Here is a 16,880-nt window from a genome sequence, read left to right as displayed (position 1 = left end):
GTATTTCAATCAACTTCAGGCTTAACCCAAACTTGGCTAAAGTCGAACCAACCAAGTGCATTGCACTTGGCATTTTGCAGCGTACCGCATTGATCTTTATTAACACCTAACCAGCAATGGAACATAGGTATCAATTGATTACTTTGTACGAGTTGTTTACCAAGTTGTCTTGCAGGGAATTGCTCAAATTCACCGGACCGCCAACGATCAATCATATGACACCACTGGTCAAAATCGTCCGCTGGGCTAGATTCATCGAGAAAACTGTAATCCATCAACCAACCCGCCAACGCATCGTCTCGATTATTAGCAATACCCATTGGGTTGATCCAAATATCAACGTCATCGGCATGTGGTGGTTCGGTTTTGTAACCGTGAAGTTCAACATCAACATTGTATTGCTTTAATACTGTGACAATCGCTTTTGCTAACGTTGGAAACATTGGATGCTGGCATTGGTACGCCAGTCTTATAGTCGGTTTACTGTTTGCTGGTGGACAAACTGGAGTCTTCAATTTGATGTCATACCAACCAGGCTTGATTCCATATGCGTGAAGTACGCCCAGGTCTATGACAGTTTCTTTGGGAATATGCACAAACAGATCAGCCGCATTCAAGGTGTTCGATAAAAACTCTGCCCACGCCGGATCTTTTGCAATACCCTTTTTTCTGTTCAGTAACAAATACGTACAACCAGGATCAAGTTCAACTTCATCACTGTCGCCACGGTCTGCCATCACAGGCTTAGAAAGACTTGGATAAACCATTGATGAATACGCCTCATCGACAACCCAAACTTCAACACGGTCTATCAGAGGCCTAAAACCAAAGTATCCATTAAAAGCATTTAACACGAGTTGCTTTTCGTCGTTCTTCTCTACGCGATACGGGCCGGTGCCGATAGGTCTAATATCATAATCTTCGCCACGTAAAGTCATCGGTAACGTGACTTTAGCAACCGATTCAGTGAGAGCGAGGGGGAAATGCCTATCCGGACGCGTTAAAAAAACATCGACGACGCAATTTGCTGGCGATGAGACATCTTTAATATGAGAGAACATATTGAGCGGCTCAAGTTGTAAAAGCGTATCCACTACATGATTAGTTAATAGCGGTTCTCCGTTATGAAAGCGGACCCCCGGTCTCAAGAAAAATCGCCATTGATAGTCATTTATTTTTTGCCAAGAGTGAGCTAAATCCGGCTGTAGTTGATCATTTTCGTCTAGGCGGGTTAAACCACTAAAAACCTGACAAGCAATGTGTTGTTCAGAACGGCGCATTGATTTGGTAGGGTTGAGCATTGATAGTGGACGATAATAAGGTAAACGTATGACCTGTTCACCCTCTTGATACTGTACACCTAAATAGTTCTGTATAACTTGAGTGAGTTTTGCAGCATTGTGGTCGAGCACTGAAAGTGCCTGTCCAATTTTGCCTTCTTGTAAATAGCGCGTAGCTAAGTTTTCGCTTACATCACAACGATTCTGCTTAAAGATAAGTTGAGATAATTTACCCCGCCCCGCAGCAGGTAACCACTCTACCCACCCTTCTTCTTCGAGCTTGTTGAGAACCATTCGGGCATTTCGGCGCGTACAACAAAGGACATCTGTGATGTCGTCTAACTGAACATCAGAATCTTTACCGTCAAAATATTCAAATAGAGTTTCAAATTGAACACGAAGTCTTGGGCTACTCATAAAGAGGAAAACTTATTCAAAGGATATTGAATTCAGTTTCCCTATTTTACGAGTCAAAATCAATCGAACTTATGATTTATTACGAAGAGATTATGAATGTGAGTCGGTTTAGTATCCTTAACAGAAAGCGAAAGGTTTGAATAAACGCTGTCATAGCCAGTAATTACATCACATCGCAGCCAATTTCATTGGCGATGTCACGGAGCTGTTGTTCATTGTCTAATTTAATCGACCATTTACATTCTGAACCGTTGGCAGAAATAACGTTTGCCCCTTTTCCGATCAGTTGAATCGCATCAACTTGCGCTTGTAGTGTGACTCTATGCTCACCATTCAGACGAACAACTAGCTCATGTGTTGTTGCGATGACTTTTCCACTTTTAAACGTTATGACCATGGATTTCTCTAACTAAAATAAACAGTTTATATGAGGTTAATAAGCTGAGGATGGATTGATTCCTGTCCCCAGCCTTTCTTATCGAATTAACGTTTGTGCTTCTTCACTGCAATAGTTAGCCGGCTTGTACAGACTAAGCGTTGACGCTCATCAGTAATGTTTATCTGCCATACTTGGGTAGACACGCCAAGGTGAATAGGCTCGGCAGTGCCGATAACATGGCCCTCACGCATTGAACGAACGTGGTTGGCATTAATGTCTAATCCAACGCAATAGTAACCATCAGGAACGCAGAAGTTTGCTGCGAGTGAACCTAGCGTTTCGGCTAAAACTACCGATGCACCGCCATGAAGCATGCCCAGCGGTTGGTGCGTAAAGTGACAAACCGGCATCGTTGCCACTAAAGAACGATCGTTAACTTCAGTGTAAACAATGTCGAGGTGCTCAATTAAGGTATTCTTTGAGGTCGCGTTGAAAATATCGAGGTCAACGGGCTTTTTCCAGATCGTCATGTTGGGTCCTTAATTATTGATTTTGCTATCGCGTGAGCCGCTTTTTTTGTCTTAAAGCTATAAGTTATCTTACAACTATTAGTTATTACGCAAGTTGATGTTAACATGCATAAAAACCGAATATACAGAGGATATTGTATGACGTCATGGATGAAGTTTGCCTCGCTTCTCACACTTGCAGGCCTAACCGCATGTAGCGCTTCCCCGACAGGAAGAAACCAATTGCTGCTTTTTTCAGATCAAGACATGTCTCAGCTTGGAGCACAGTCTTTTGAACAAATGAAGAAAGAACAACCAATCAGTAAAGATGCAAAAACCAACGCGTACGTTCAATGTGTAGCGAACAGTATTACTCAACACATTCCTAAACAAGGCTTTAGTGAATGGGAAGTCGTTGTTTTTGATAGCGACCAAGTGAACGCCTTTGCGCTACCTGGCGGAAAAATTGGCGTATACACGGGTTTGCTCAATGTTGCGGTTAACCAAGACCAATTGGCGACAGTTATCGGCCACGAAGTTGCACACGTATTAGCGGATCACAGTAATGAGCGTCTTTCTCAGTCTCAAATAGCTAATACAGGTTTATCTATCACTAGCGTCGCCTTGGGAGCTTCGGAGTACAAACAGTACCAAGGGATGACGATGGCAGCCCTAGGTTTAGGAGTTCAATACGGTGTTATTCTACCTTATGGCCGAACTCAAGAGTCAGAAGCCGATGTCGTAGGTTTAGAGTATATGGCTCAGGCTGGCTTCGATCCTAACCAGAGCGTCGACTTGTGGCAAAACATGGCAAAAGCATCAGGTGGAAGTCAACCGCCAGAACTGTTGTCTACGCACCCTTCTCACAGCACGCGTATCAAGGATCTGCAAGCAACCATCAAAACGTTACCTCAGTCTGGTGCCACGAAACCAAATTGCAAAGCATAATTTACCCATCAGTAACATGGCTTAATACAAAAGCGCCCTATCCATTTTGGTTAGGGCGTTTTTGTTGGTTTCATGAGCTATTCGAACTGGTTCAACTCACAGATTAAGTGCCTAGAATTTGTAACGGAAGGCTTAGTAGTTCATCACCTGTTGACGCGAAATACCAAATAACGCCAATCAAGCTACTCACCAAACCAACATACCAGACGAATGACACTACTTGTCCATACCTATCTAACGGCAGCAAGTGACTGTGATGACGCCCTTTCCATTCGAACAGAATCTCAACACTACCCATAATTAATAGGAAACCAAACAGGGTTAAGTTCAATTGGTAACTCAACACGACACCTGCAACGGCGGCTGCGACACAGAGTACAATACCCAACACGCTGTTCATCGAAAAGCTGATACTTTTCAACACGTGGCCGCCATCAAGAGGCAAGATCGGTAGCAGATTGAATAAGTTTAACAAGGCATTAAATACTGCAAGCCCGGCAAAGAACATCTCACCAGTTGCCCAATACAACACCATAAATACCAACGACAATATCAACCCAAACAGTGGTCCCATAATCGAGATCACCACGTCTTGCCAGCGTGTATTAATCTTTTCGTCAGAGAGCGCCAAGCCACCGAGGAATGGTATTAAATAGATGCCTTTAGTCTTCATACCAAAGTACTTCATCGCTCTGATATGACCATATTCATGAAACATTAGACAAGCGATCAAGGCCAAGGCGAACTGAATAGAAAACAACCATGAATAAGCCGCTAAACTTGCAGAGGCTAAAACTACTTTAATCAACTTAGCGCTTTTGAGCGCTTTCATACCAAGTGATACTAAACCGATTAAGCTAAAACGCTTCTCTGGTTTAGGTGCTACAACGGGTGTTTGTTGCTCGATATCTTTAGTATTACGAGTGCCTTCAGTAATGGTTTGGCCATTAACTGACGCTTTATACGTCATCTCAAACGGTTGCCATTGAACCAAGGCTTCAACGTGACACTGCAACGTATCTTCACCAGCACGTAGCGTAAATGTATGAATTCGAGCGTTATCTAACTCCGTAGTTGCATCAAGTTGCGACACTAACGTATTGTCCCAAAATAATTGCTGCCATCCTGCCATTGACCCTTCTAAACGAAGTGGCTTCCCAAGAAATTCTACAGCGAGTAATTCCAAATTTAAATTCCAATCTAATGACTTTCAAAACGAATCAACATTATGCCGATTTAGTGATAAACGGTAAACATAAACAAAACTGTTACATATTGAGCAATTGGACACTATTTATGCCGATAGTGCGCATAAACATTCTGGTCACACCTCCAACCACGAATAAATCATTGATTGCATACATATTATTGATGTTAAAGTCCCGCTCCCTAAAAATATAACTTCACAAAATGACAACTCACTCTTTGACTTTACATGAAACATGAATTTAACATGTTATTTACATTAGAGCATCGTTCACAAGAATGCTCCCTGTGTTTTCAACAATAAGAATGAGATTTGATGCCCTAGGAGGGTCAAGGATGAAAACAATACAACGCTCTCTCGTTTCACTTTCTGTGCTATTTGCATGTAACTCACTTGCGGCTGGTTTCCAAGTTGCTGAGCACTCTGCCTCAGGTCTTGGTCGCGCATTTTCAGGTGAAGGCGCGGTAGCGGACAACGCAAGTGTACTAGCGAGAAACCCCGCCGCGATGACCCTATTTGATACAGCCCAATTTTCAGGCGCGGTTTCTATCGTTGATCCAGAGGTTAACGTCACTCAAACCAAAATTAATGATAGCGATTTCAATCAGAAGTCTTCTGACGTAGCCCCTTTGCAAATAGTCCCGGCCGCTTACTACATCAGTCCAATCAATGAAAAGTGGGCATGGGGGATTGGCATGTTCACTACATATGGCGTTGCTACTGATTATCCCGACGATATTTATGCAGGTGATTTAGCTGGTGACACATCTTTGGTGTCCGTAAACCTAAATCCAAACATTGCTTACAGAGTAAATGAAAGCTTAAGCCTTGGCGCTGGTATCAATCTGGTATATGCGGAAGCTGAGTTAAATAGACACAAAGGCAGCCTGCCTGTTGGCGGATCGCCAAGTGACAAACTGATATCAATGACTGGTGAAACGTTCGCTTTTGGCTGGAATGTGGGTGCGTTGTACGAACTGAATGAAAATAACCGTTTTGGTTTTGGCTATCGCTCATCTGTTGAACTTGATTTTGATGACGGAGAGTTCACGGATTACACCGGCTTAAAAATGGAGAGTGGTGCTCCAGGTAAGACAACCGGACGCTTAGAAATTGAACTACCCGATATCTTTGAACTATCTGCTTTTCATCAACTTAGCGATGCTTGGGCAATACATTATGGTTGGCAATTAACCAAATGGAGTAAGTTCAAAGAATTAAAAGCAACGAGTTCAGATTGTAAAAATAATGAGTGTTTCTTAAAAACCGAGCATTACGAAGACAACCAAAGATGGTCTTTAGGTGCTACTTACATGGTTAACCAAAGCTGGACTCTACGTGCCGGTTTGGCATATGACGAACAAGCTGGTGAAGCAACGTTAAGCATCCCCGATAGCGACCGTATGTGGTATTCAGCCGGTTTAACTTATGCAGTTTCTGAAAACATGACTGTCGATGCAGCATTTGCGTTAGTACAAAGTGAAAGTGGTTCGTTTACCGAAACCGATGCAGCAGGACAAAAGCTTACATTTGATGCTGAAGGCGTTGCTTACCTTTCAGCGATACAACTTAACTACACGTTCAACTAACCGTACGGGAATAATTACATGAATAACAAATTTTCTTTATCTCTCGTATGCTCAGCTTTACTTCTTGCTGGCTGTGGGGACAACAGTGAAAGCTCTGGCGATTCAACGGCTGCACCTTATTCCGATGCAATCAATCAGTCATTGGCTAGAAGTTCTAAAATTAGCTTTACGCTTTTAGGTAGTGAAGCGGATGTTCCTCTTCCCTCTTTCTTTCTATTCGATACCAATGATCACACATTGAACATTCCGTTAGATTCAAATTCAACGGGGTTATTGAATGATCCAAAAGTAGCGATGGGAGAAGCAGATGGTTGGAGTACTATCATGCCGTTCACCATCAATGTGAACCTTTCTAATGACAGAACGTTGAAGAATGATGTCGTAATGATGGGGACGACACCGTTTAGCGCGCACTTAAATGCTGGCGTAAAAGTCGCTAAAGTGGATGTTGATCTGGGCACCGGTGTAATGTCTAACTTTACTGCGCTAACTGCTGGAGTTGACTATTTAGTGGCATCTAACGATTTTAAGACCATACAAGTTTTACCTCTTAAAGGTTTAGATCCTAGCTCTGACTACATCTATGCATTAACTGACTCAATTGTTGATAGCGCAGATGAACCACTAGGAACATCAAGCTCCTACGCGTCTTTAAAAACTACAGATATAGACCAAGCAGGCTCGCTCGATTTACCACAAAAAATCATCCATCAAGTTGAAGCGTTATTCGCTGGCTATGGTGAAGTGTCAAGTTCAGATGAGATCATCTATTCATCTTGGTTTACGACTGCTTCAGCTGGTAACGTTATGAACGGTGCTAAAGCTGCAATTGCACAAACGATTAGTCCCACAGTTACCCCTTCTGATATATGGAAGAACCTAGCGAATCCAAATAATATTTCGGTAGCTGATCTCGATAAGCTATATACTTTTACAGTTGATGGAGCGAAACAGGATTTTGCTACAGCTGTACAAGCTGACGCGATGTTTAAGAGCGCATTTGGTGACGATGCTGCTACACAATTAGCGGCTGGTTACAACGCTAACTTCTCAGCACCAGCTGCTGCTTCTATTCAAGTTTATCGCGGAACAGTTGAACTGCCATATTTCTTGTCTAATTCATTAACAGACGATGAATGGAAAACAACGCCTTGGCGCAGTGCTATGCCTAGTGTTTTAACTATCTTGAGTGTACTCAGCTCAGGAAGTGACGCGGACAAAACAGCCGTTGCTACACAGCTAGCAGGTTTAGGGATTACTGAGCCTACTACTCAACTCTATCAAGCAGAGTACCAACAATTACTCATTGGAGAAAAGTTAACCCTCGCAGATGGAGAACAGTTAGACAGCGCGCGTATCATGACTAAATACAGCGCTGTACCGCAAATTCGAGCAGTAACGTCAGTGCCGTTCGTTATGTTTGTGCCTGAAGGAGTAGCTATCGACAGTAGTTTACCAATTTTACAGTATCAACACGGTATCACTAGTATCAAAGAGAGTGCTTATGCTTTCGCGATTCAGCATATTGGCGGCGCACTTACTGGAACAGCGCCATACAAACCCTATGCAATTATCGCTATTGATCAACCACTTCACGGTCAACGCGCACTAAGTGCGGATGCCGTGACGACACCAACGTCACCTACCGTATACATGAATCTTGAGTACTTGCCTGTTGCTCGAGACAATATTCGCCAAAGTGCAATTGATGGGCTTGGGGTTCGATTTGCTTTAAATTCAGCTACCGATGCTGCATTCAGTAACCTAGATAAAACAAATGTATCTCTATTTGGGCATTCCATTGGGGCTATTACAGGAATCAACTCTTACACGGTAGGTAATACTGTGTTGAACCCTGCTATCGATTCTATGTTTAGTTATACAAGTGCAACCCTTGCTAACCCAGGTGGTGGTATTGCTCCTTTCTTGCTTAACTCAGGTTCTTTCTCTCCTGAGATCAAGCATACCGTTAGCCTATCAAGTGTAACAGAGTACCAAGCACACTATTCAAGTAACTGTGTTCCAGTGAGTAAATCTGGTGGCCTTTGCTTTAATGAGTATTACACGACCTTAAGTAGTGACAGTGCGTCTAGTTCAGATAAAGCAATTAAAGCGACAATTGACTCTACTCTTACTTCATTCATGTATGCTGCGCAAACAGTTCTAGATAACGTTGACCCATATAATATTGCATCTACAACTACCGGACCTGTACTTGGTATTCAAGCAGATGGTGATGGAACAATACCAAACTCTGTTGCTGAGATTCCAACAGCCGGAACTGAACCACTGTTTAAGAAATTATCCTTGGTTAATACTGCAATCGATGCTTCAGGGACGAGAGTTGCTTCTTACTTTGACGCAAACTCTTCAGCTGGGCATTCAACTGTAATTTCAGCGAGCACTACTGGTACAGATGTTGCTGCAAATACAGAAATGACCTCTCAAATCATCCAGTTTACTCTTACTCAAGGTAACGCTACTGGAACGTTAGCAGTAGACGATACTCTACTGGATGCTTCTAAAAATGTTCAGTAGACGCATACGGAGATAAACCACCCTCTAATGCCAGCTTAACCGCTGGCATTTTTGTATCTGTCGTTCGAACAATCTCCCTCGTTAACCGTTTGCATAGAACCTTAAAACACAAATGGTTGATCTCAGCTAAAATTAATCAAGACAGAATACCGTACGACCTCTTTCTTTATTGTAAATAAAGTGGATAATAGCCTCGTAATTTAATACCTAATAAATGTGAGTCCATTATGTCTTCTGAAGCTACTATGCTAGAACGCTGCCAATCTAAATGTGAACTATGTGGTTCTGATTCTTCTCTTACTGCATACGCAGTGCCGCCACACAGCCACGTAACAGTGGATCACGGCATCATGGTATGTGACAAATGCCTTGGTGAGATTGACGATCCTAAAGACATCAACCACTGGCGTTGCCTAAGCGACAGCATGTGGAGCCAAGAAGCGCCAGTTCAAGTAATGGCGTGGCGTCAACTAACACGTCTGAACTCTGAAAGCTGGGCTCAAGACGCGCTAGATATGATGTACCTTGAAGAAGAAACATCAGTTTGGGCACAAATCGGTATGTCTGCTGATGACAAGCCTCTTGATGTGAACGGCGTTGAACTAAAAAAAGGTGACGACGTAACAGTAATTAAAGATCTGCCAATCAAAGGTACTAACCAAGTGATTAAGCAAGGTACTGTTATCCGTGGTATCAGCGTTGGTGACGATCCTAAGCTTGTTTCTGGTAAAACAAACGGCGGTCAATCAATGTACGTAATCGCTGAGTTCTGCCGTAAAAAGTAATTATTCTTTTAGCTGAACAAAATCTAAAAAGGCGCTAATGAATAATTAGCGCCTTTTTTATTAGAAAAAATCAAACCGATTTAGTAGTTCTAGATACCACTGCCTATATTAAAGTAGATAGCGCGTTCTTCATGGCTTTGCGCGTAGTCCATACCAAGGTGTAAACCATAACGTCTCGCAATTTGATATCTGAAGCCCACTCCACCCGCATTCACCTTGTTACTTTGATCAGCTCGCTCCGTTGCTTTTCCTGAACCATAGAAGCCTGATACTTTCCAACGATGATTGATACTGTAACTCAGCTGCCCTTGAAGGGTTTCAACTTCATCCCCTTGATAGCGAAATGAAGACACACCTCTTAATTCAACATAGGGCTTAGCTGTGGGAGACACAAATCCATCACCTTGCTCATAATTTTGATAGTTACCCGCTAACCCAAGTGTCCACTTTTCTGACACTGGAATGTAACCTTCCCCTTCAATATTTAAGTTTCGATAGTTTGAATCACTACCAATCACCTCGTCAAATACCATGTAGTCTGCAGAGAATCGATATCCTTTTGTTGGATAAAACAAATTGTTCCTTGTATCGAACTCAGCTTCAATACCTAAACCAGATGTCACTGATTCAGTGCCTAGGGTAAACTCCATGAGTTTGTCGACCAAACGATTATCAGATTCAACTTTAGACTTGGCGAATAACTGTTTCAAACCTATCATCCAAGGTGTATCACCGATTCTAAATTGCACCTTTTGTGAAAGTCCCGCGACCGACGTTGATGTGCCAAATTTCAAGTCTAATTCTTTGCCACCAAAAGAAAGTTGCTTATATAAATCGATATTCGCAACACCGAAACCACCGCCACCGGTATAACGAATTGAATCATTCATCCATGAACGTCTGTGGCCACCAAAAACAAACCAGGTTTCATTTTCTGTTCCTAAAGCACCAACAACACTCATCGCAGATGGAACAAGTTGCGCACCACCATCAATAGCCTTTAACGCTGCTTCTTTACGGATTCGTTTTTCTTCTTCGCCCTCGTGTAAAAACAACCCAGCAACACCACCACCATAACCAACCGCAGGCTCGGTAATTAGTATAGGTATAGGTAAAAACCCCGTTGCATTTTCTGCAATGTGATGTCCCATATCAAATTGACTATCAACAGGATCATAAAACGATGCAAAGGAAGGTGTTATCGTAAGCAAAGAGCAAGAAAAAAGAGCAAAGCCGCCGCAGCGATTCATAAGATTGGCCTCAATAAAAAAGGCCGGGTAATTACCCGGCCGAAAGTTTGCTTCCTTGCAATAAACATAGAAATTAAACACTTATTGCCAATAAAGGGGGTCCTTAATCGACTGGGTTAGAGTAGGTCAAACTGTGGCATTGCCCTACTCTCATATGGAGGATCTAGCCCTACAAAATCAAATCATTCTAAAGATGACAAATACGAAAAAGGCTCATATAAATGAGCCTCTGTGAACAAGTAAACTGTGTTATTGGTTCATTAATCTCGCTTTAGCAATCGCTCTACGTTTTCTTTGATAACTGATAATACTGATGACTTAACTTCGCTAATTTGTTTAGAATGAGGGCACCATAGTGCAAAGCCAAATTTAAATCCTTGTTCCATTTCAGACGATTGTATAGGTTCGATGTCGTAATGCGAAAATTCAGAATGAGCGAACGTTTTTGGTAGAAGTGCCCATCCTAGACCTGCTTCAACCATTTTGATAACTAGCGCTAATTGGTCGACTTCTTCATTGTCAGAACTAACGGTTATTTTTTCGGACATTCCTTCTTCAATGAAGGATTTTAAGACAAACTGCTTCGCATTTCTTAGCGCTAAAAGTACATCTTCTTTTGCCAAAGATGAAAACTCACCATTTTTTTGAACGAAAGGAAAAAATTCTATATGGCCTAAAAAGGTGGCATCAAAACTGTGTATTCCACGACTGTCATGCACGTTGACCAATCCAAAATGATACTCACCGCTCTGAAGGCCTTGCTTAATGTCTTTTTTATTTCGTACAAGAAAATTCACTCGCATCATCGGGAAATCACGACGCAACTTCTTTCGAATATCCACAAGGATTTGATGAGGTATCACACTTGAATAAGCAAAAGTAATGTTTTCCAAACCGCCATAAGACAAGCTCAAGGCTACCTTGTCGAAAGTGCGTGCTTGTTCAATCGTTTGCTTAGCATAGTGATAGAGATGGTGCCCATCTTCTGTTGGCTTAACCGATCTTCCAATCCTTTCAAATAGACTTACCGCGAGTTGGTCTTCAAGGTTAGTAATAACCTGGCCGATTGTTGTTCTGTGCTTGTTAAGCTTTACCGCAGCCTTGCTAAAAGACAGTTGGTCATAGACAGTCACAAACGCGAGAAGTTGTTCAATGCTGAAATTCATTTTGTTGTGCTTACTTTTAGTTGTTATGTATTTAAATTATCACAGGTTGACGAAATATCTACTTTGTCAGAATAATAATAGTGAAATGAATTTGTCTGGTTTAAAAAAAAACCTACTTAAGTCAGTAGGTTCTATCATTGACGTGTAACGAATACTTAAATGTATTCGATAATTCGTGCCAAGTAGTTAAAGTTGCCTGAATCACCGTGGTAATTGCGGTAAACATCGACACTAAAATATCTAGGTTGATCCGCTTGAATATGTTCAGCAATACGCTGCTCAATGGACTCTAGAGTTTCACCCGTTTGCGAGTAAATGTATTTTTTGGTGTTTTTTTTGAAGCTGGCGTTGCTTGGCTTCTTTGTGTGTAACGTAATTGTTCACTTCAACCCACAGACCAATGTAATCAATCGCCACATAGTCTGAATTTTCTTCAACTATGATCAACGCCGCTTCTTGCTGAACGTCGGCCAGTTGTAGCATATCATTATCGACTTTCTGTTGTTCCATTAAGGTCGCGTTTTGGGCCATTACACAGGTAGACGTTGTCATTAAAAGTATCGCTAATGTTGTTTTTCTCATTTTCTAATATCCCTAACTAAGGTAATTCGGTTACCCAAGGTTTCCCGCGTGCTGCTTTGTGATAACCATATTTGTATATGGTTAATAGGTAATGTTCATCAAACATGTCTTTGGTGCGTTTTGCATAACTAAAGTCTTGTTCCATATAAGTAAATTGCATATCGATATTGTTGATTTCGCAGATGTATTTCATTCGATATAGGTCACCACGTGTTTGAGCAAGAGTCAGGCTTGATACGCTCTTTGCTACCAAATCGAGCCCCTTATCTCTGAGTGAGTGATACGGTGCTTTCAGCGAGCCATTTCGAATAATATCGAGTTGTGGTGATGTCTCTAACCCAAGTGAATCTGAGATCTGTTGATAATCGAAGTTAGATGGATTGAAGAACACTTGAGTCGCTAAACCGCCATCGACATGCAACTCTTCAAAAATTACACCTTCATGTTCCACATTGATAAACTGCGGTGGGAATACTCCGGGAATGGAAGCGCTTGCCGCCAAGACCTTATAAATGAGTTCAGACTTATTTGGCATTTCACTGTTTGCTATTGCGCCCACATTCCAAATGACAAGCTCGCCAGAATCAAAATGTGTGGTGCCAATAAACAGACGTTTGCCGCTGCGATGTTGCGTTGCAATTTGCTCAATCATCGGTTCAGGGAAAGCCTCAGCAATAAACTGGTACAAGTGTTCTCCATCGGTAAACGCATCTTTAAAGACAGTATTTAAAAAGTTCTTTTTTCCAAGCACTGATTTATCATTGATGTTCAACATTACTTCTTTCATCTTCGAAAACGCATCTCCCCCGATAAACACAAACGGTGCCATTAATGCTCCTGCGCTGATGCCAGTCACTATCGAGTAGTCCTTCAGTTGGCCTGATTCTTCAAGCCCTATTAAGATACCCGCACCAAAAGCTCCGTTTGCGCCACCTCCTGACAATGCCAAGATGTTCAGTTGATCGCCTGATACGGTAATCGGCGTGGTTTGATCGTCCGCAGAGTATAAGAAGTCTGGCGCCTCACTCGCCCAAATACGCAGTGGCTCTTCTACTGATGATGCATCTTCTACAATGACGTCTTTGTAATTGTCTTTGTTTACGCGTACATCCAGTGTGTGAGGTGAACTACAAGCCACTACTAGAAATGACAAAGCAACGGTAAGACCCGAAGAGATTAGACGGTTCATATTTAGGCTCATTTAATTTTCTCTAACGTGATTCAGAGACTCTGTTTAATAAAATTAAAAAGCAGAGAAGTTAATAAATAGGATAAAGTGAAGTCCATCTCTTTGTGGTCGTAATATAGCTAGAATCGGGCTTAACTCGTAATCTCGTTTGTAGGACGCTATCCATCGAATAGTCACCCTGTTAGCCTTCGTCTTAAACACTGTTGGAGTTAAACGCTCTAGCCTATTTTAACTACGTTGAAGTCGTGAGTAGGCTCAACAAATTCATATTGAGCATTAATCGTTTGTAGTTCCCAAGTGCCATAGCTCTTAGTCAGCTCCAATACACCGTAGACGGCGTTGTTTGCGTGACGGAGTGCAGCCACCGGAGACATTTTTTTCATTAATCCTGCAGTAAATAAGCCCGAAATAAGATCGCCAACACCAACCGGTTGTTTATCAAATTCGATGTTCGGTCGTTGAGCTAAATAGCATGCTTTTTTCGTTGCGAGGATCATACTGAATGCGTCGTCCGGTAATGAGTGTAGATGTTTCACTAGCACAATTTTTGGCCCAAGCTCCAGAGCTTTCTTACAGGCTGTAACCGCATCATAAAGCGAGTGAATTTTGGTGTCGGTCAATTCACTCAGCTCAAATTGGTTTGGTACGATCACATCAGCTATAGGTAGCAAATGCTTAGCAACAGCCGCTTTAACGCCTACATCAACAATGCAACCTTTGTCCGGGTCTCCCATTACAGGGTCACAAATATAGAGCGCACTGTGGTTCTTTTCTTTGATGAGGTTCACCGCCTCGGCAACCGCTTTGCATTGGTCTGCACTTCCCTGATAGCCCGATAAGACCGCCCCACAATCTTTCAACGCACTGATGTTGTCTAAGCCTCGAACTAAGTTTCGAATATCGTCCGAACTAAATGTTTGCCCCGTCCAACCTTGTTCATATTGAGTGTGATTAGAGAACTGTACAGTATGGATTGGCCACACATCGAGCCCCATTCTTTGGATTGGAAAAACCACAGAGCTGTTGCCTGCATGCCCATAAACCACGTGAGATTGAATAGAAATAATGCTTTTCATACGCCGCTCTTTTTTCAATTTTAATTAGATTTTGGATTACTAGGGTAAGACGACTAAATAAACACAACGGAACGTCAAGATAGGCAGTTTTTGCCTTCTAACCACTGTGCTTATTTGGTCGGAATAGCCTCGACATCGCCGAGGCTTATTCTTAGTGAGTTGAACGTCATTGACTTAAAATCGAGTCTTCAGTTTTAAGTTTGACTAAAACTTATTCGCCTTGAAACTCAGCGAAGTGTTCGTCTAACACCTTGCGTGTTGCGCGGCCAATCAGTTCGTACTCGTGGTGAGTCAGGTTAGCCAGTGATACACGAACAGAGGCGTGCACTACATCGAAACCTTTGCCAGGAAGCAAGATAACGCCAGTTTCGTGTGCAAGGCGGAACAGGAAGTCTTTACCCTTCTCGTTCGCTTTGAACCATTCAACGAAAGCTGGGCCATATAATTTGCCACCCAAAGTGTCGAGCTCAAGCAATGTGTAGTAGTCCACACGGTCTTTGTTTTCTTCAATTTCAATACCCATATTTTTGTACAAAGTTTTGTAACGCTCGCGAATAATACGTTTGCACGCTTCTTTGTAGTTTTGCTCTGAGTCCATTAGGCAGTTCAATGAGAACAGCGCCATTTGAACTTGTTGTGGTAGTGAAAGACCGGCAGTGTGGTTTAATGCAACACTTCGGCTGTCTGCAACGATACGGTCAATGAACTTAATGCCGCGTGGTTCCGGGTCTAGCGTCTTGTAGCGATCATCCAGTTCCAGCTGACGAGTTTCTGGTTGGCTGCGCATTGCATCATCGAACACGTTGTTGTGCTGAATCGCAATCGAGCCAAGGCGCCAGCCTGTCGCACCAAAGTACTTAGAGAATGAGTAAACACAAAGCGTGTTGTATGGAAGTTTGGCAAACAGTGAAACGAAATCGTCTGCGAATGTACCGTATACATCATCGGTGATAATGAACAGATCACTACGTTGTGTGTTAACGAAGTCTGAAAGGTTATTCAGAGTCTCATCAGAGAACTTCACTGATGCAGGGTTTGCTGGGTTTACCACACATAGCAGTTTGATGTCTTTGTCTTCAAGCTTCTCGATTTCAGACATAGGTAGCTGCCATGTTGTCTCATCTAAACGAAGTTCTACAATCTCAAGTTCGTATTCTGAAAGCTCAGGGATTTCTAGGTAAGGTGTGAAGATTGGTGTGATTAACGCAACCTTATCGCCTTTCTTTAGTAGACCGTTGTGAAACATGGTTTGGAATGTGTACGTCATTGATGCCGTACCACCTTCCGTTGCAAACAGATCGAAATCTGTCGTCATTGGCATAGGACCGTACATCTCTTCTGCAATGTATTGTTTTACAACGCTTTCGATATTCGTCAGCATTCGTGGTGGTACTGGGTAGTTACACGCTAAATACGCATTCACTAGCTCATTTAAGAACACTTGCTTCTCGATACCTAAGCGATCTTTTGCGTAGCTCAGAGCTTTTTCAATGAATTGAACACCTGGGTTCTGTTGATTGTTGTTTGCGTAAGAATCAAAGCGCTCAACAATACCAACACCATCTGGAATGCCGCCAAAACTTCCGTCTAAGTAAGAGTATGTGCGCTCCGCTTCCATTACTGCGAATTCACCCAAGCGAATAAATGCTTTACGTGGCAATGTTGCTAGGAAGTTTGGATTACCACGACCTGCATCTAATAAAGTACGGTCTGGCACTGTTTGCGCAACTTCAATTAATTTGTCTTTTAATTCAAACGGGCTTAAATCAGCGAATTTAGAAAAGTCGATAGTTGTATTTTGTGTAGTCATGATATTTACCTAATAATTTAATTTTAAACACTTTCAATTAGAATGAAGTGTTTTACTTAAGTGTGATTATTCAGGCCTACCCTATTTCGTTATTGGGCAGGTCTTTTAATAAGGTGATGATTTTTTAGTCTCTTTTAAATCTGTAATGAATTCTT

Annotated in this window: 13 protein-coding genes and 1 pseudogene; 4 read left to right on the top strand and 10 right to left on the bottom strand. The window is 42.2% G+C overall.

Translation table 11 applies throughout. The annotated features are described in order from the left end of the window. Positions 1-5: 5 nt before the first annotated feature. From OCW38_RS17935 to OCW38_RS17925, 3 genes are all read right to left on the bottom strand, one after another. Positions 6-1,697 carry an SgrR family transcriptional regulator gene (locus OCW38_RS17935; protein ID WP_016798014.1) on the bottom strand — a complete coding sequence of 564 codons (1,692 nt, stop codon included), beginning with the start codon at positions 1,695-1,697 and terminating at the stop codon, positions 6-8. A 163-nt stretch (positions 1,698-1,860) separates the two neighbouring features. After that, the gene (locus OCW38_RS17930) at positions 1,861-2,094 is read right to left on the bottom strand and encodes a DUF3389 domain-containing protein (protein WP_016798013.1); all 234 of its coding nucleotides are present in this window, start codon (positions 2,092-2,094) and stop codon (positions 1,861-1,863) included. 86 nt (positions 2,095-2,180) lie between these two features. Beyond that, the gene (locus OCW38_RS17925) at positions 2,181-2,606 is read right to left on the bottom strand and encodes a hotdog fold thioesterase (RefSeq protein WP_010429610.1); all 426 of its coding nucleotides are present in this window, start codon (positions 2,604-2,606) and stop codon (positions 2,181-2,183) included. A 138-nt stretch (positions 2,607-2,744) separates the two neighbouring features. Here OCW38_RS17925 and OCW38_RS17920 point away from each other — a divergent pair, with 138 nt between their 5' ends. Further along, positions 2,745-3,533: a M48 family metallopeptidase gene (locus OCW38_RS17920; protein WP_016767433.1), complete on the top strand. Its 789-nt coding sequence runs from the start codon at positions 2,745-2,747 to the stop codon at positions 3,531-3,533. Between the two features lie 103 nt (positions 3,534-3,636). Here OCW38_RS17920 and OCW38_RS17915 read toward each other — a convergent pair whose 3' ends face one another. Beyond that, on the bottom strand, positions 3,637-4,719 hold the full coding sequence (locus tag OCW38_RS17915; protein WP_010429606.1) for a site-2 protease family protein: 1,083 nt from the start codon (positions 4,717-4,719) through the stop codon (positions 3,637-3,639). 356 nt (positions 4,720-5,075) lie between these two features. Between OCW38_RS17915 and OCW38_RS17910 the strand changes: the two genes are divergently transcribed. From OCW38_RS17910 to OCW38_RS17900, 3 genes are all read left to right on the top strand, one after another. Further along, positions 5,076-6,329, top strand: coding sequence for an outer membrane protein transport protein (locus OCW38_RS17910; protein ID WP_102265335.1), 1,254 nt, complete (start codon positions 5,076-5,078; stop codon positions 6,327-6,329). 18 nt (positions 6,330-6,347) lie between these two features. Next, complete coding sequence (locus OCW38_RS17905; protein WP_261896396.1) at positions 6,348-8,867, top strand: VolA/Pla-1 family phospholipase; 2,520 nt, start codon at positions 6,348-6,350, stop codon at positions 8,865-8,867. A 227-nt stretch (positions 8,868-9,094) separates the two neighbouring features. Beyond that, the gene (locus OCW38_RS17900) at positions 9,095-9,652 is read left to right on the top strand and encodes a PhnA domain-containing protein (protein WP_004730927.1); all 558 of its coding nucleotides are present in this window, start codon (positions 9,095-9,097) and stop codon (positions 9,650-9,652) included. Positions 9,653-9,741: 89 nt separating this feature from the next. Here the strand turns inward: OCW38_RS17900 and OCW38_RS17895 are convergent, their stop codons facing one another. The 6 genes and pseudogenes from OCW38_RS17895 to OCW38_RS17870 all read right to left on the bottom strand — a co-directional run bounded on the left by OCW38_RS17895 (position 9,742) and on the right by OCW38_RS17870 (position 16,725). Next, positions 9,742-10,902: a BamA/TamA family outer membrane protein gene (locus tag OCW38_RS17895; protein WP_016798011.1), complete on the bottom strand. Its 1,161-nt coding sequence runs from the start codon at positions 10,900-10,902 to the stop codon at positions 9,742-9,744. Between the two features lie 260 nt (positions 10,903-11,162). Beyond that, positions 11,163-12,068, bottom strand: coding sequence for a LysR family transcriptional regulator (locus OCW38_RS17890; protein WP_016798010.1), 906 nt, complete (start codon positions 12,066-12,068; stop codon positions 11,163-11,165). 155 nt (positions 12,069-12,223) lie between these two features. Further along, positions 12,224-12,650: pseudogene (locus OCW38_RS17885) on the bottom strand (hypothetical protein). 16 nt (positions 12,651-12,666) lie between these two features. Continuing rightward, on the bottom strand, positions 12,667-13,839 hold the full coding sequence (locus OCW38_RS17880) for a patatin-like phospholipase family protein (RefSeq protein ID WP_016798008.1): 1,173 nt from the start codon (positions 13,837-13,839) through the stop codon (positions 12,667-12,669). A 218-nt stretch (positions 13,840-14,057) separates the two neighbouring features. Beyond that, positions 14,058-14,915 (bottom strand): pyridoxal kinase PdxY, encoded by an 858-nt coding sequence (pdxY, locus tag OCW38_RS17875; protein ID WP_016788242.1) that lies wholly within the window; start codon positions 14,913-14,915, stop codon positions 14,058-14,060. Between the two features lie 211 nt (positions 14,916-15,126). Then, positions 15,127-16,725, bottom strand: coding sequence for a bifunctional aspartate transaminase/aspartate 4-decarboxylase (locus tag OCW38_RS17870; protein ID WP_016793687.1), 1,599 nt, complete (start codon positions 16,723-16,725; stop codon positions 15,127-15,129). Positions 16,726-16,880: the final 155 nt, after the last annotated feature.

This window comes from Vibrio cyclitrophicus (assembly GCF_024347435.1).
Lineage (GTDB): Bacteria > Pseudomonadota > Gammaproteobacteria > Enterobacterales > Vibrionaceae > Vibrio > Vibrio cyclitrophicus.
This window is presented reverse-complemented; position numbering and strand designations above follow the sequence as displayed.

Coding starts and splice junctions, on each gene's coding strand:
- OCW38_RS17935 (WP_016798014.1), bottom strand. CDS start 1,697: ATGAGTAGCCCAAGACTTCGTGTTCAATTTGAAACTCTATTTGAATAT.
- OCW38_RS17930 (WP_016798013.1), bottom strand. CDS start 2,094: ATGGTCATAACGTTTAAAAGTGGAAAAGTCATCGCAACAACACATGAG.
- OCW38_RS17925 (WP_010429610.1), bottom strand. CDS start 2,606: ATGACGATCTGGAAAAAGCCCGTTGACCTCGATATTTTCAACGCGACC.
- OCW38_RS17920 (WP_016767433.1), top strand. CDS start 2,745: ATGACGTCATGGATGAAGTTTGCCTCGCTTCTCACACTTGCAGGCCTA.
- OCW38_RS17910 (WP_102265335.1), top strand. CDS start 5,076: ATGAAAACAATACAACGCTCTCTCGTTTCACTTTCTGTGCTATTTGCA.
- OCW38_RS17905 (WP_261896396.1), top strand. CDS start 6,348: ATGAATAACAAATTTTCTTTATCTCTCGTATGCTCAGCTTTACTTCTT.
- OCW38_RS17900 (WP_004730927.1), top strand. CDS start 9,095: ATGTCTTCTGAAGCTACTATGCTAGAACGCTGCCAATCTAAATGTGAA.
- OCW38_RS17895 (WP_016798011.1), bottom strand. CDS start 10,902: ATGAATCGCTGCGGCGGCTTTGCTCTTTTTTCTTGCTCTTTGCTTACG.
- OCW38_RS17890 (WP_016798010.1), bottom strand. CDS start 12,068: ATGAATTTCAGCATTGAACAACTTCTCGCGTTTGTGACTGTCTATGAC.
- OCW38_RS17880 (WP_016798008.1), bottom strand. CDS start 13,839: ATGAACCGTCTAATCTCTTCGGGTCTTACCGTTGCTTTGTCATTTCTA.
- pdxY (WP_016788242.1), bottom strand. CDS start 14,915: ATGAAAAGCATTATTTCTATTCAATCTCACGTGGTTTATGGGCATGCA.
- OCW38_RS17870 (WP_016793687.1), bottom strand. CDS start 16,725: ATGACTACACAAAATACAACTATCGACTTTTCTAAATTCGCTGATTTA.